This window comes from Mitsuaria chitosanitabida ATCC BAA-476 = NBRC 102408 (assembly GCF_001598255.1).
Classification (GTDB): Bacteria; Pseudomonadota; Gammaproteobacteria; order Burkholderiales; family Burkholderiaceae_C; genus Roseateles; species Roseateles chitosanitabidus.
In genome coordinates this window covers 88,046-100,986 of sequence record NZ_BCYP01000024.1, presented here as the reverse complement: position 1 = coordinate 100,986, position 12,941 = coordinate 88,046, and the positions used below count along the sequence as shown (strand labels likewise).

The following is a 12,941-nucleotide window of genomic DNA, read 5'->3' as shown; positions in this document are numbered from 1 at the left end:
GTCTCAGGGCACCACGATGGCGCTCAGGCCATGGCGGGCGGCGGCGTCGCGCAGACGGCCGTCGCGCTTGATGCGGGCGACGAAGTCGTCCATCCGCGCCAGCCAGGACGCGTCGCCCCGCTTGACCGCATAGGCATAGGGCAGCACGTGGAAGGGCTTGGGCGGCGCCACCAGCGTGGCCCAGTCCGCGTTGTCGAGCAGCCGGCGGCTGTAGGGATAGTCGGTCATAAAGACATCGGCGCGACCCGATTCGAGCTCGCGCTCGCGGGTGGCCGGCGGCTGCACCACCAGCAGCTTGGCGCGCCGCAGCGCATCGCGCATCACCGGCTCCATGAAGGTGCCGGCCTGCACGGCGACCACGACGCCGGGCTGGTCGATGTCCTCCCAGCGCTTGACCACGCGGCTGGCGCGCATCGTGATCGCGTAGATGTCGCTCTGCAGATAGGGCTGGGTGAAGGCGAGCGCCTCGCGCCGCTGCGGCAGCACGCCGACGGCGAACATCGCCACGTCGCAGCGCTCGCCGTCCAGGTCGGCCACCACGCGCTGGAACGAGGACTCGACATAGCGCAACCGCACGCCCAGCTCCTTGGCCAGCTCGTTGGACAGATCGATGTCGATGCCGCTGAGGGTCTCGTCGCGCGGATGGCGATAGGTGACGCCGTAGTACTCCGGCCAGATGCACACCCGCAGCACGCCGGTGGACAGGATGCGCTGCAGGGTCGGTCCGACATCCGCCCGGGTGGACGCCCCCGCGGGGCCGGAGCCGGCGCGCGGCTCGGCCGGCGGTCCCGGCTCGGCGGCCGCCAGACCGGCCACGACCAGCGCCAGCGCGCCGGCCGCGGCGCGCAGTGTCGCGCGCGGGCCGGGCCGGTCGCCGGCGCGGCGGTCGCTGGCCACGGGAATTCGCAGGGTCATCGCATCTCCTCGGGCCTGGATTCCACCAGAGTTCCGCATCGCGGACCGCGCGGGAACTCCGTATGCCCGTCCTTTGTCACGCCGAATATCAGTTTTAGCGCTTATAAATGGGGAGACCACCCACCTATACAACTAGGAAATTCGGCAAAATCGACCCATGACTGCCATTGCCCGCACCCCTGACGATATGCAAGAGGACTTCAGCACCCGCGAAGTCGCGCAGCGCCTCGGCATGGCGGTCCGGTCGGTGCAGCTGATGGTGGATCGTGGCGAACTGCAAGCCTGGCGCACGCCGGGCGGCCATCGCCGCATCCTGCGCAGCTCCTTGGACGCTTGGCTCACCGGCCGCGGTCTGGCCCCGACCAAGCCCGCCGATCTCGCCCCGCTGGAGGGGGCGCCGCGCCGCCTGAAGGCGCTGCTGATCGAGGACTCCGTTCATTACCAGAACCTGGTCTCGCTGCTGGCGCAGCAGGAGTACCCCGACCTGGACCTGCACACCGCCAATGACGGCATCGGCGGCCTGGTCATGTACGGCCAGCTGCAGCCCGAGATCCTGCTGGTGGACATCCTGCTGCCCGGCATCGACGGCGCGGCGCTGGTCACCAGCCTGCGCTCCCAGCCGCAGTTCGCGAGCAGCGAGCTGATCTTCGTCACCGCGCTCGACGAGCAGCAGCGCGCGCCCTACGCCTTCGCGCTGGCCGGCCTGCCGCTGGTGCACAAGCCGCGCCTGGTCACCGACCTGCCGCCGCTGCTGGGCGCCGCGATCCAGCGCATCCGCGCCCGCCAGCCCCAGACCGCCGCCTGACATGGCCATCCGCGTGCGCGTTCTCCTGGTGGAGGACGACCCGACGCTCCAACGCTTCGTCGCGATGGCACTGGAGGACGACGACGTGCGCCTGCAGGCCTGCATCTCCGTCGACGAGGCGCTGCTGGCGCTGGCCACCCAGCGCTTCGACCTGGTCATCAGCGACCTGATGCTCCCCGGCCGCCACGGGCTGGACTTGCTGCAAACGCTGCACAAACGCCCCGAGCTGCGCGCGGGCGCCCGGCTCGCCGTCTTCAGCGCCGGCATCAACCCCGCCGTGCGCGAGCAGCTGGAGGCGCTGGGCGTCACCCGCTTCCTGTCCAAGCCTTGCTCGCTGGCCGACCTGGAGTCCTGCCTCGACGGTCTGCGCGACGCGCCCGCCAACGTGGCCACGCCGTCCATCCATCAGGCCGCGATCGAGCAGTACTTCGGCGGCAATACCGCCCTCTATCAGGCCTTCCTGGCGCGCGCGCGCCTGCAGTTCCCCAATGACATCGCCAACGGCCGCAAGGCCTGGGAACGCGGCGAGCACCACAAGCTGCGCCACCTCGCCCACAGCCTCAAGAGCGTGCTGCTGACGCTGGGCCACGCCGACGCGGCCGCGATCGCGCGGCAGCTCGAGCTCGACGCGCAACAGGCGGCCGAGGGCTCTGAGGCGGCCGACGACGCGGTGCGCAGCGCCTGGCCGGTGCTCGAGAGCGCGCTGGCCAAGCTGCTCTGAGCGGCTGAGCACGCGGCGCGGCCGTCCGCCGCGCCTGAGCACCCGATTCGCCGCGAGCGCGTCAGATCGCCAGCGGATCCACGTCCACGGCCCAGCGGGTCAGGCCCTTCTGACGCCGCTTGAGCGCGCGCAGGTCCGGCATCCATGCGCGCAGGAAGCGCTGAAGCTGCGCACGGCTGCCGGCCTCGATCAGCATCTGGAAGCGCTCGACGTTGGCGACCCGCGCCACGGACATGGGCACCGGCGGATAGAGCATCAGGCCGAGCGACAGCGGCAGCGCGCGCGCCGCCTCCTGCGCGGCGACCAGGAAATCGCGCGCGGCCTCGACCGTGCGCCCCTCCGCCCGCACCAGCGCCAGGTGCGCGAACGGCGGCAGGTGGGCCGAGGTCCGCTCATGCAGCTGACCGCCGGCGAAGGCCTCGTAATCGTGCTTCTGCAGCGCCTGATACAGCGCGTGCTCGGGGTACCAGGTCTGGATCCACATCTCGCTGGCCGCGGCCTGCGCGGCGTCGCGGCCGGCGCGACCGCCGACCTGCATCAGCAGCGAGAACAGCCGCTCCGGCGCGCGGAAGTCGCTGCTGAACAGCGCGTCGTCCGGGTTCACCGCCGCCACCAGCGTGATGCGCCGGAAGTCGTGCCCCTTGGCGATCATCTGCGTGCCGACCAGGATGTCGACGTCGCCCTCATGCACCGCGGCGAGCTGTTCTTCCAGGCTGCCCTTGAGCTTGGTCGTGTCCGCGTCGATGCGGGCCACGCGCGCGCCCGGCAGCGCGGCGGCGAGCTGCTCCTCCAGCCGCTCGGTGCCGCGGCCCAGCGGCGCGATGTCGGGATTGCCGCAGGACGGGCAGGCGCGCGGCACCCGCGCCGACACGCCGCAGTGGTGGCAGCGCAGGGTACGGTCCTCCTTGTGGAAGACCTGGTGCGCGCTGCAATGCGGGCAGTCGCTCTTCCAGTTGCACTGGTCGCAATGCAGCACCGGCGCGTAGCCCCGGCGGTTGAGGAACACCAGGCTCTGCTCGCCGCGTTCCAGCCGCTTGCGCAGTGCGTCCAGCAGCGGGACGGACAGCGCCGTGGTCACGCCCTTCTTGCGCTCGAGCCGGTTCATGTCGAAGAGCCGCACCTGCGGCAGCGCGCCGCCGCCGATGCGCTCGGTCAGGTCCACGCGCTGATAGCGGCCGCCCAGCGCGTGCTGCCAGCTTTCCAGCGAGGGCGTCGCCGAGCCCAGCACCACCGGGATCTTCTCCAGATGGCCGCGGTACACGGCCAGGTCGCGGGCCGAGTAGCGCGCGCCGTCCTGCTGCTTGTAGGAGGGGTCGTGCTCCTCGTCGACGACGATCAGCCCCAGCCGCGGCATCGACGCGAACACCGCCAGCCGCGTGCCCAGCACCAGTTGCGCGCGCCCCAGGTGCGCGGACAGCCAGTTGTGGAGCCGCCGCACCGGCGTCAGCCCGCTGTGCAGCGACACGATCGAATGGCCGGCGAAGCGCTCGGCGAAGCGCGCCTCCAGCTGCGGCGTGAGGTTGATCTCGGGGACCAGCACCAGCACCTGCTGGCCGCGCTCGAGGGCGGCCTCGGCGGCGCGCAGGTAGATCTCGGTCTTGCCGCTGCCGGTCAGGCCCCACAGCAGCGAGGGGATGGGCGCCGGCTGGGCCGCCTGCCGCGACAGCGCGTCGAGCGCCTGCTGCTGCTGCGCGGTCAGCTCGGGCCGCGCCGGCTCGACGACGGGCGCCTCGGCCGCAGCCTTCGCGGCGGCCGCGTCGGCCTTGTCGATCTTCTTGAGCCGGACCTGCAACTGCGCCGCGTCCAGCTCTCGCAGCGTCTTGGGCAGCACGGACAAGGCCAGCTCGCCCACGCTGCGCTGGTAGTAGCCGGCGGCGAAGTCCAGCAGCCGGCGCCAGGCCGACGACAACGGCGGCAAGGCGTCCAGCGCCTCGCCCACCGGCCGCAGGTCGGCTTCCGGGAGCTGATCCTCGTCGCCCTGCCCCGCCGGCAGCGGATCCCAGACCAGCCCCATCACGTCGCGCGTCCCCAGCGTGACCTGCACCAGGGTGCCGGGGGTCAAGTCTTGCGGGCCCAGGTAATCGAGCGGTCCGGTCAGGCCGCTGTGCTGCGGCGCCTCGACCGCGACGCGCACGCGGCATGAGGAAGCCGCGCCAAGTGCCTGATTTCCAAGGGTGTTCACGACAGGGGTCGCCAGTCTGTGGATAACTTTGTGGGAAACGCCCGGGGTTTTCCGCCTCCGGGCCGATTGGCGCCACGGAGGCCCGGTGGCGTCAAATTCCGGGGAAACCTGTAGTCCCCTTTGAAATCAATCACTTACGCGCCCATCGGGGAAAGCCCTAGCGGTGGCCGACCGCTTGTGCTGCATTTCGGTGACAAGCGCGGTTTTGGGGATAACTGAAAAGCGCCGAACGAAATTCACACCTCGTCGAGGGCCGGTTCGGCGCCTTGCTCGCGGCCCGCTCAGCCGGCTTTCGGAACCCCGGCCTCGCGCAGCCGGCGCGAGTGCCGATGCACTTCATCGACCAGTTCGGCGACGCTCTCCGGCGGCGTGAACTGGCTGATGCCGTGGCCCAGGTTGAACACATGCCCCCCCCACCGCCCGTCCGCCCGGCGCGGCGAGCCGAAGCTGTCCAGCACCGCGCGGGCCTGCTCGCGCACGGCGGCCGGCGGCGCGAACAGCACGTTGGGATCGAGGTTGCCTTGCAGCGCGACGCGGTCGTTCAACTGCGCGCGGGCGCGGCCCAGGTTGACGGTCCAGTCCAGGCCGACGACATCGGCGCCGGCGTCGGCGATCTCGTCCAGCCACAGGCCGCCGCCCTTGGTGAACAGCAGGCGCGGGATGCGCTGGCCGTCATGCTCGGACTTGACCTGCGCCAGCACGCGGCGCGAATAGGCCAGGCTGAACTGCTGGAACTGGCCGTCGGCCAGCACGCCGCCCCAGGAGTCGAAGATCATGACCGCCTGGGCACCGGCCTCGATCTGGGCATTGAGGTAGGCGGCGACGGCGTCGGCGTTGATCTCGAGGATGCGGTGCATTAGGTCGGGACGCGCGTACATCAGGCTCTTGACCTGGCGGTAGTCGTCGGAGCCGCCGCCCTCGACCATGTAGCAGGCCAGCGTCCACGGGCTGCCCGAGAAACCGATCAGCGGCACGCGTCCGTCGAGCGCGCGGCGGATCGAGCCCACCGCGTCGAAGACGTAGCGCAGCTTGTCCATGTCGGGCACGGCCAGCGCCTTCACGGCGGCCTCGTCGCGCACGACCTTCTCGAACTTCGGGCCCTCGCCCTGCGCGAAGGACAGGCCCAGGCCCATCGCGTCGGGCACGGTCAGGATGTCGCTGAACAGGATGGCCGCGTCCAGCGGATAGCGCTCCAGCGGCTGCAGCGTGACCTCGGTCGCGTAGTCCTTGTTCGTGGCCAGGCCCATGAAGCTGCCGGCCTTCGCGCGGGTGTCGCGGTACTCCGGCAGATAGCGGCCGGCCTGGCGCATCAGCCAGACAGGGGTGTACTCGGTGGGCTGGCGCAGACAGGCGCGCAGGAAGACGTCGTTTTTCAGAGGGGCGCTCATGGGCGGCGATTATCCTCGGGGCCGTCGGGAACCCGCCGGCGGCAGATCGATGCCGTCAAGCGCCGCTTCCCTTGAAAATGTCCCGGCCGCCAACCATATGCCGGCACACATGGAGGACCTGTCGATGACCACGACCCTGAAGACAACCAAGCCCGTCGCATCCCGTTTGCTGTCTTCGACCCGCGCGCTGGCCGCGTCGGCGCTGATCGTCGGCGCCCCGCTGGCGCTGAGCGGCTGCGGCTACAACGAGTTCCAGACCCTGGACGAGCAGGTCAACGCCAGCTGGTCCGAGGTGCTGAGCCAGTACCAGCGCCGCGCCGACCTGATCCCCAACATCGTCAACACGGTCAAGGGCGAGGCCGGCTTCGAGCAGGAGACGCTGACCAAGGTCGTCGAGGCCCGCGCCAAGGCCACCAGCATCCAGGTCACGCCCGAGCTGGCGCGCGACCCGGCGGCGCTGCAGAAGTTCCAGGCCGCGCAGGGCGAGCTCTCCGGCGCGCTGAGCCGGCTGCTGGTCGTCAGCGAGCAGTACCCCAACCTGAAGGCCAACCAGGGCTTCCAGGACCTGCGCGTGCAGCTCGAGGGCACGGAGAACCGCATCACCGTGGCCCGCAACCGCTACATCAAGTCGGTGCAGGACTACAACGTGCTGACCCGCCGCTTCCCGACCAACCTGACGGCCAAGATGTTCGGCTACGACGTCAAGCCCAACTTCACCGTGCAGAACGAGGCCACGATCTCCGCCCCGCCGACGGTGAACTTCGACAAGCCCGCCCCTGCCACGCCCACGCCGGCCGCCTCCCCGGCCTCGCGCTGAGGACCCGCGCATGACCTGGCACCGGCCGGCGAGCGCGATGCCGCGGATCTGGGCGCTGATGCTGCTCGGGCTGCTGATGCTCGGCGGCCTGGTGCCCCGGGCGCGCGCGCAGGACGTGCAGGCGGTGCCACCGCTCAGCGGTCGCGTCGTCGATCAGACCGGCACGCTCAACGCGGCGCAGAAGCAGGGGCTGGAATCCAAGCTCGCCGCCTTCGAGCGCGAGGCCGGTCCGCAGATCGTGATCCTGATGGTCCCGACCACGGCGCCCGAGGACATCGCGTCCTATGCGCAGCGCGTCGGCGACACCTGGAAGATCGGCCGACGCGAGGTTGGCGACGGCCTGCTGATCGTGGTCGCGAAGAACGACCGGCGCGTCAACATCCAGACCGCCAAGGCGCTGGAGGGCGCCGTGCCCGACCTGGCCGCGCGCCAGATCATCCAGCGCGACATCGGACCCGCGTTCAAGGCCGGTGACTTCGCCGGCGGCCTGAACCGCGCGGTGGACTCGCTGCAGGCGCGCATCCGCGGCGAGCACCTGCCCGCCCCGACGCCGACGGCCCGACCGTCGCGCGGCCATGGCATCGACATCGGCGAGATCGCCATGCTCGCCTTCATCGGCGTGCCGCTGGCGGGCGCGCTGCTCACGGCGATGCTGGGCCGCAAGTTCGGCAGCGTCGTGACCGGCATGGGCGCCGGCGCCGTCGGCTGGACGCTGAGCGGCAGCCTGCTGCTGGGCATCGGCGCGGCGATCGGTTCGCTGATCCTGGTCGGCCTGCTGGGCATCGGCGCGGCACGGCGGAGCAATCCGAACTCACCGTACTCGAACTACCGCCGCAGCGCCCACGGCACCGGCACTGGCACCGGCGGCTATGTGCCGCCCATCATCTGGGGCGGTGGTGGCGGCGGCGGCGGTTGGAGCGGGGGCGGAGGCGGCAGCGACGGCGGAGGCTTCTCCTCGGGCGGCGGTGGCGACTTCGGTGGCGGTGGCGCCTCGGGAGACTGGTGATGACGAGTCCCACGCAGCCCCGCGCGTCGGGCATGAAGCCGGGCCTGATGGCGCGGCTCCGCCGCTTCTTCCGCCATCGGTTCTGGGACGAGGCCGACGTGCGGCGCGTCCTGCCGGCCCCCGCCCTGGCGCGGCTGTCGGCCCGCGTCACCGAGAGCGAACTCACGCACGGCGGCGAGATCCGGCTGTGCGTCGAGGCCTCGCTGCCGATGAGCTATCTGTGGCGCCATGCGCATGCGCGGGAGCGCGCGTTGGCGCTGTTCGGCAAGCTGCGCGTCTGGGACACCGAGCGCAACAACGGCGTGCTGATCTACCTGCTGCTGGCCGAGCACGCGATCGAGATCGTCGCCGACCGCGGCCTGAACCGCCGCGTGGACCCGGCGCAGTGGCATGCGGTGGTCGACGGTCTGGGACGCTCGCTCAAGGCGGGCCAGTTCGAGCAGGGCTTGATCGACGCGGTGCGCGCGGTCGAGGTCCTGATGGCGGAACACTTCCCGCGCGATCCCTCGGCCCCGCCCCGCAACGAGCTGCCCGACGCGGTCGTCGTCATCTGAGCGGCCGCCGGCCGCGCGCGGGCCGGCGATCCCCGTCACGAGGCCGGATCGATCGGCTTGAGCTTCCCGCCGAAGCGCTCCTTCTTCGGGCCGCGCGTGAGCGGCGGAAACTCGATCTCCTGGGGCGGCACGGTCACGTCGGGCAGGTGGTCGAGCAGATGCCGGATCAGCGTGAGCCGACCGCGGCGCTGGTCGTTGAAGTCGACCAGCGTCCAGGGCGCGTGCTTGTTGTGCGTGGCCTCGAGCATGCGGTCACGGGCGCGACCGTAGTCCTCGTAATGCTCGCGGGACTCCAGATCGATCGGCGAGAGCTTCCAGCGCTTGAGCGGATCGATGGCGCGCTCCGCGAAGCGCTCCTCCTGATGCACCTGGTCGACGGTGAGCCAGTACTTGAAGAGCAGGATGCCGTCGTCGACGAGCAGGCGCTCGAAGGTCGGCACCTGCTTGAGGAAGACGTCGACCTGATCGGGCGTGCAGAAGCCCATGACCGCCTCGACGCCGGCGCGGTTGTACCAGCTGCGGTCGAAGAGCACGATCTCGCCGGCCGCCGGCAGGTGCTCGACGTAACGCTGGAAGTACCACTGGCCGAGCTCGCGCTCGCTGGGCTTGCCCAAGGCGACGGTGTGGCACTGGCGCGGGTTGAGCGTTTCCGAGATCGCGTTGATCACGCCCCCCTTGCCCGCCGTGTCGCGGCCTTCCATCAGGATCAGCAGCCGCTTGCCGGTGTGCTGCAGCCAGCGCGCCAGGTTGTTGAGCTCGACCTGCAACGGGAGCAGGCGCTCGTAGTAGTCGGCCTTGGAGAGCTTGCCGCGGCCATTCCCATGACCGTTGCCGTTGCTCTTGGCGTTGCCGCCAGAGGCCTTGCCGTGGTCGTCGGCCTTGGCGGACCGGGCCGCCTTCGCGGCCTTGCCCTGCTTCGCGGCCTTGTCGGACTTCTTGTCGCCCATGCTGGCTCCGTCGGTGGTGGACGGGCCAGCTTACCTCGGGTCAGAGCAGCACGATGGTCTGCAGGCCGGCCCAGGTCTCGCCGGGCTGGAGCTCGATCGGACGCAGCGCCTGCGCGGCCTCGACGCAGAGCATCTCCTTCCAGCCGCCTGCCGGCATGTCGACCAGGGCGTCGCCCTTCTCCTCGCCCGGATTCCAGATCACGGCGTCGGAGAAGCCCTGCTGCCAGATGGCCAGGCGGCGGTCGCCGTCGCGCAGGGTCAGGTCGTGCTTCACGTCCTGGTAGATGCGGTCGGTCTCGCCGTCCAGGCGCAACAGGTCCTCGTGCTGGGTGCCGGCGCGCTCGATCGTCGAGTCCCAGTAGGCCAGGCCCGAGAGCCCCTGCAGCGAGGCCGACATGTAGCTGGTCAGCCGCAGGTAGGTGTGCAGCGCGGCCGTGAAGGACAGCGGCGCCTCGCCGCGGTTCTCGCAGGCCAGCTCCATCTCCAGCGCGCGGCCGGCGATGCGGATGCTGATCTCGGCCTCGAAGGCATGCGGCCACACCATGCGGGTGGCGGCGTCGTCGGTCAGGCGCAGCACCGCCAGCGAGTCGTCCTTGCCGGACTCGGCGCTGACCAACTGCCAGGGCTTGCCGCGCGCGAAGCCGTGGCGCTGCAGCGGACCGCGGGTCGCGAACTGCGGAAAGATCACCGGCACGCCGCCGCGCACCGCCTGACCGGTGGTGAAGGCGCTCTTGGGGGACAGGTAGAGCTGCTCATCGGCGCCGGCGGGCCGCCACGACACCAGGTGCGCGCCGTGCAGCAGCAGCGTCGCGCGAGCGCCGTCGGGGGCGTGCAGTTCGATGGCCTCGAGGCCCTGGTGGCGGGTGATGGAGATCGGAGTGGTCATGCTGAAAAAAGAAAACCCACCGGCGTGAACCGGTGGGTGACGACCGGCCGGCGCGTTCGGGCGCCGGCGGGGTCCGGGTTCGTTGTCGAAGCCCTTAGTTTTTCACAGGCTGGCGTGCCCGGGGACCCGGCAGCAGACCATTGGGGGCGTAGACCAGACGATTGCCGGCCATTCCGGCGATGTCATAGCTGCGGTCCGTCAGGTTGCTGACGATCTGGTTGATCAGCGCGCCGATCAGGCCCTGGTTGTTGTTCTGCTGTTCCGCGCTGGACGCGGTGGCCTTGCCCTCCCACAGCAGCGTGCCGCTGCGCAGGTCCACCAGCTTGGCGTGCATCTCGACGATGGTCTCGCTGGTCAGCACCTTGTAGACCGAGCCGTACTGCTTCACGTCGACATACAGCGCGGCGTCCGCGCCGAAGATCTGGCGCAGCTTGCCGGCCTCGATGTTGTGCGCGTCGGCCGGCGTCGTGACGCCGTTGCTGCGCAGGGTCTCGTCGACCAGGGTCACCGGCAGCACGTAGTAGCCGGCCTCGCCCAGCGGCATCGACAGGTTGGACAGCACGCCGTAGGTGGCGTTGACGTCCGGCGTCTCGTTCAGCGGGGGCAGCACCAGCAGCGTCGCCGGCTTGGCTTCCTTGAAGGCGGTGTAGTCGTAGGGCTTGGTGGGCGTGGCGCAGGCCGTCAGCGCGGCCAGCACGGCCACGGCCGCCAGGCGCTGGATCAGGGTCTTCAGATTCGTCATGTGGTTCTCCTCGGCGCTCAGACGCCGCTGGCCGCGACGGCCGGCGCGGGGGCGGCGGCCGCGGCGGTGGCCGCGGTCTTCTCGGCGGGCTTCTTCAGCAGGAAGTCCACATAGCCGGCGGATTCCGGGAACAGCGCCCGTTCCGCCTCCAGATGCGCGCGGGCGGCGTCGTCGTTGCCGACCTTCGCGTACAGCAGCGCCAGGTGGCCGTGCAGGCCGGGCGGGGTGGCTTCGTTGGCGGCCTTGTTCTTGATCAGCTGCGCCTCGAGCTGCGTGATCTGGTCGCCGGGCGCGGTGCCGTTGGTCTTGAAGTACTGGTACACGCTGGTCTGGTAGCCGCTCCATTGGTAGAGCGGCTTCTGCGGCGTGCCGCAGGCGGTCAGCAGGGCGGCCACGGCTGCGCAGGCGCTCACGCGGAGCGCGCGATTCATCGTCGTCATGAGGGGTCTCCGGTTCAGCGAGCGGCTTGCGGCTTCCAGGCGCCGCTGTCGACACCGGCCACCAGCGTGGTCACGGCTTCCTTGATCGCCAGATCCAGCACCTTGCCGTTCAGCGTCGCGTCGTAGCTGGCGGTACCGCCGAAGCCGACCACCTCGCGGGTGGACAGCTCGTATTCACCGGCGCCCTGGGCCGAGTACACGACTTCCGAGGTCTGGCTGTTCACCACGTTCAGGGTCACCTTGGCGTAGGCGATCTGCTTCTTGCCGCGGCCCAGCACGCCGAACAGCTGCTGGTCGCCGACTTCCTTGCGGCCGAACTCGGTCACCGAGCCGGTGACGAGGTAGTCCGCGCCCTTGATGGTCAGGGCGCTGTTCTTGAACTTGGCTTCCTGTTGAGCCTCGTCCAGGTTGTCGCGGTCCAGCACGCTGAAGCGGTTGGTCTGCTGCAGATGCGCGATCAGGATGGACTTGGACTGGCCACCCAGGCGGTCCACGGCGTCGGCGAACATGCCGCGCATGAAGCTGGAGCGGTTCTCGAACTTGCCGACGGCGATCGGGGCGCGCGGGCCTTGGTAGGCGCTCGGGGCCGGCGGTGCGGCGCGCGGGACTTCGATGGTGCGGGACTGCTCGGTGGCGCAACCGAACAGGGCGGTCAGGGCGAGTGCGAGCGTGGCGCGACGCGCCAGGACGTGGATGGACATGAAACTCCCTCGAAAAATTGCCGGTCCGGTGGAACACGCCAGGCGCGCCGGATCCGGCTCTTGAGTGCCGGCATCGTGGCCGGCTTGTTCCCCGATTGAAACCGGGTGTTGCAGTGTGCGGTACTTCACCGAGCGGTCCGGCGAAGTTCACAAAGAACAACGGCAGGACTGCGCAAAATTCGCGGTCCTGCCGTTGGGGTGTCGCATGCTCGCCTCGCCCCGAAGGGTGAGCCGGCGGCGATGGGGCTCAGCGCTTGGCGCGGAACTTCCGCAGCGCGGCGATCTGCGCGGCCATGGCCGCGAACTCGCTTTGCGCCTTGGCGAAGTCGATGTCGCTCTTGGCGTTCTTCATCGCGTCCTCGGCCGCCTTCTTGGCGGCTTCGGCGCGGGCCTCGTCCAGGTCCTTGCCGCGGATGGCGGTGTCGGCCAGGACGGTCACGACGTCGGGCTGCACTTCCAGCAGGCCGCCGGCGACGAAGACGAATTCCTCTTCGCCGTCCGGGCGCTTGATGCGCACGGCGCCCGGCTTGATGCGGGTGATCAGCGGGGTGTGCTTGGGCATGATGCCCAGCTCACCGCCTTCGCCCGGCAGCGCCACGAAGCTCGCCTCGCCCGAGAAGATCTGCTCTTCCGCCGAGACCACGTTCACGTGGATGGTTGCCATTGCGTTTCCTTATTCGTTAGCTTTCGCCCGCCGCACGCCGCCACCAGGGTGGTGGAGACGGCGGGAAGAAGGTCCAGTAAGCGAGCAGACGGTGAGCTGGCTAGGCGCCGCGCGGAGCCGGACCTGATGTCCGGCGAGCACGGCAACGACGCCAGCGCGCCGTATGCGAAGTC

Annotated in this window: 14 protein-coding genes; 5 read left to right on the top strand and 9 right to left on the bottom strand. The window is 70.2% G+C overall.

Annotated elements, in window-relative coordinates; all coding sequences use genetic code 11:
• Positions 1 to 3: 3 nt before the first annotated feature.
• Entirely contained in the window at positions 4 to 915 is a 912-nt protein-coding gene (locus MCHT01_RS16220) for a substrate-binding periplasmic protein (RefSeq protein WP_084452787.1), read from the bottom strand.
• 157 nt (positions 916 to 1,072) lie between these two features.
• Between MCHT01_RS16220 and MCHT01_RS16215 the strand changes: the two genes are divergently transcribed.
• Both MCHT01_RS16215 and MCHT01_RS16210 read left to right on the top strand, forming a co-directional pair.
• On the top strand, positions 1,073 to 1,720 hold the full coding sequence (locus MCHT01_RS16215; RefSeq protein WP_067066421.1) for a helix-turn-helix domain-containing protein: 648 nt from the start codon (positions 1,073 to 1,075) through the stop codon (positions 1,718 to 1,720).
• Between the two features lie 13 nt (positions 1,721 to 1,733).
• Entirely contained in the window at positions 1,734 to 2,441 is a 708-nt protein-coding gene (locus MCHT01_RS16210) for a response regulator (protein ID WP_169806147.1), read from the top strand.
• A gap of 61 nt (positions 2,442 to 2,502) precedes the next feature.
• Here the strand turns inward: MCHT01_RS16210 and MCHT01_RS16205 are convergent, their stop codons facing one another.
• Both MCHT01_RS16205 and hemE read right to left on the bottom strand, forming a co-directional pair.
• The gene (locus MCHT01_RS16205; protein ID WP_169806146.1) at positions 2,503 to 4,623 is read right to left on the bottom strand and encodes a primosomal protein N'; all 2,121 of its coding nucleotides are present in this window, start codon (positions 4,621 to 4,623) and stop codon (positions 2,503 to 2,505) included.
• A gap of 281 nt (positions 4,624 to 4,904) precedes the next feature.
• The gene (gene hemE, locus MCHT01_RS16200; RefSeq protein WP_067066416.1) at positions 4,905 to 6,011 is read right to left on the bottom strand and encodes a uroporphyrinogen decarboxylase; all 1,107 of its coding nucleotides are present in this window, start codon (positions 6,009 to 6,011) and stop codon (positions 4,905 to 4,907) included.
• A gap of 124 nt (positions 6,012 to 6,135) precedes the next feature.
• On the opposite strand from hemE, the gene MCHT01_RS16195 reads away from it, so the two are divergent.
• The 3 genes from MCHT01_RS16195 to MCHT01_RS16185 are packed head-to-tail and all read left to right on the top strand — an operon-like array spanning position 6,136 to position 8,388.
• Entirely contained in the window at positions 6,136 to 6,828 is a 693-nt protein-coding gene (locus tag MCHT01_RS16195) for a LemA family protein (RefSeq protein WP_084452807.1), read from the top strand.
• 10 nt (positions 6,829 to 6,838) lie between these two features.
• Positions 6,839 to 7,834, top strand: a complete 996-nt coding sequence (locus tag MCHT01_RS16190) for a TPM domain-containing protein (protein ID WP_245643352.1) — start codon at positions 6,839 to 6,841, stop codon at positions 7,832 to 7,834.
• A complete protein-coding gene (locus MCHT01_RS16185; protein ID WP_084452786.1) occupies positions 7,834 to 8,388 on the top strand; it encodes a TPM domain-containing protein in 555 nt (184 codons plus the stop codon). Before MCHT01_RS16190 ends, MCHT01_RS16185 begins: the two co-directional genes overlap by 1 nt.
• A 35-nt stretch (positions 8,389 to 8,423) precedes the next feature.
• Here MCHT01_RS16185 and ppk2 read toward each other — a convergent pair whose 3' ends face one another.
• The 6 genes from ppk2 to MCHT01_RS16155 all read right to left on the bottom strand — a co-directional run bounded on the left by ppk2 (position 8,424) and on the right by MCHT01_RS16155 (position 12,768).
• Positions 8,424 to 9,335, bottom strand: a complete 912-nt coding sequence (ppk2, locus tag MCHT01_RS16180) for a polyphosphate kinase 2 (RefSeq protein ID WP_084452784.1) — start codon at positions 9,333 to 9,335, stop codon at positions 8,424 to 8,426.
• A 40-nt stretch (positions 9,336 to 9,375) separates the two neighbouring features.
• A complete protein-coding gene (locus MCHT01_RS16175; RefSeq protein WP_084452782.1) occupies positions 9,376 to 10,221 on the bottom strand; it encodes a D-hexose-6-phosphate mutarotase in 846 nt (281 codons plus the stop codon).
• A gap of 94 nt (positions 10,222 to 10,315) precedes the next feature.
• Positions 10,316 to 10,963 carry a DUF799 domain-containing protein gene (locus MCHT01_RS16170; RefSeq protein ID WP_067066414.1) on the bottom strand — a complete coding sequence of 216 codons (648 nt, stop codon included), beginning with the start codon at positions 10,961 to 10,963 and terminating at the stop codon, positions 10,316 to 10,318.
• 17 nt (positions 10,964 to 10,980) lie between these two features.
• Positions 10,981 to 11,403 (bottom strand): DUF4810 domain-containing protein, encoded by a 423-nt coding sequence (locus MCHT01_RS16165; protein ID WP_148661563.1) that lies wholly within the window; start codon positions 11,401 to 11,403, stop codon positions 10,981 to 10,983.
• A gap of 14 nt (positions 11,404 to 11,417) precedes the next feature.
• Positions 11,418 to 12,104 carry a CsgG/HfaB family protein gene (locus tag MCHT01_RS16160; RefSeq protein WP_067066413.1) on the bottom strand — a complete coding sequence of 229 codons (687 nt, stop codon included), beginning with the start codon at positions 12,102 to 12,104 and terminating at the stop codon, positions 11,418 to 11,420.
• A 247-nt stretch (positions 12,105 to 12,351) separates the two neighbouring features.
• Positions 12,352 to 12,768, bottom strand: a complete 417-nt coding sequence (locus tag MCHT01_RS16155; RefSeq protein ID WP_067066411.1) for a F0F1 ATP synthase subunit epsilon — start codon at positions 12,766 to 12,768, stop codon at positions 12,352 to 12,354.
• Positions 12,769 to 12,941 lie beyond the last annotated feature (173 nt).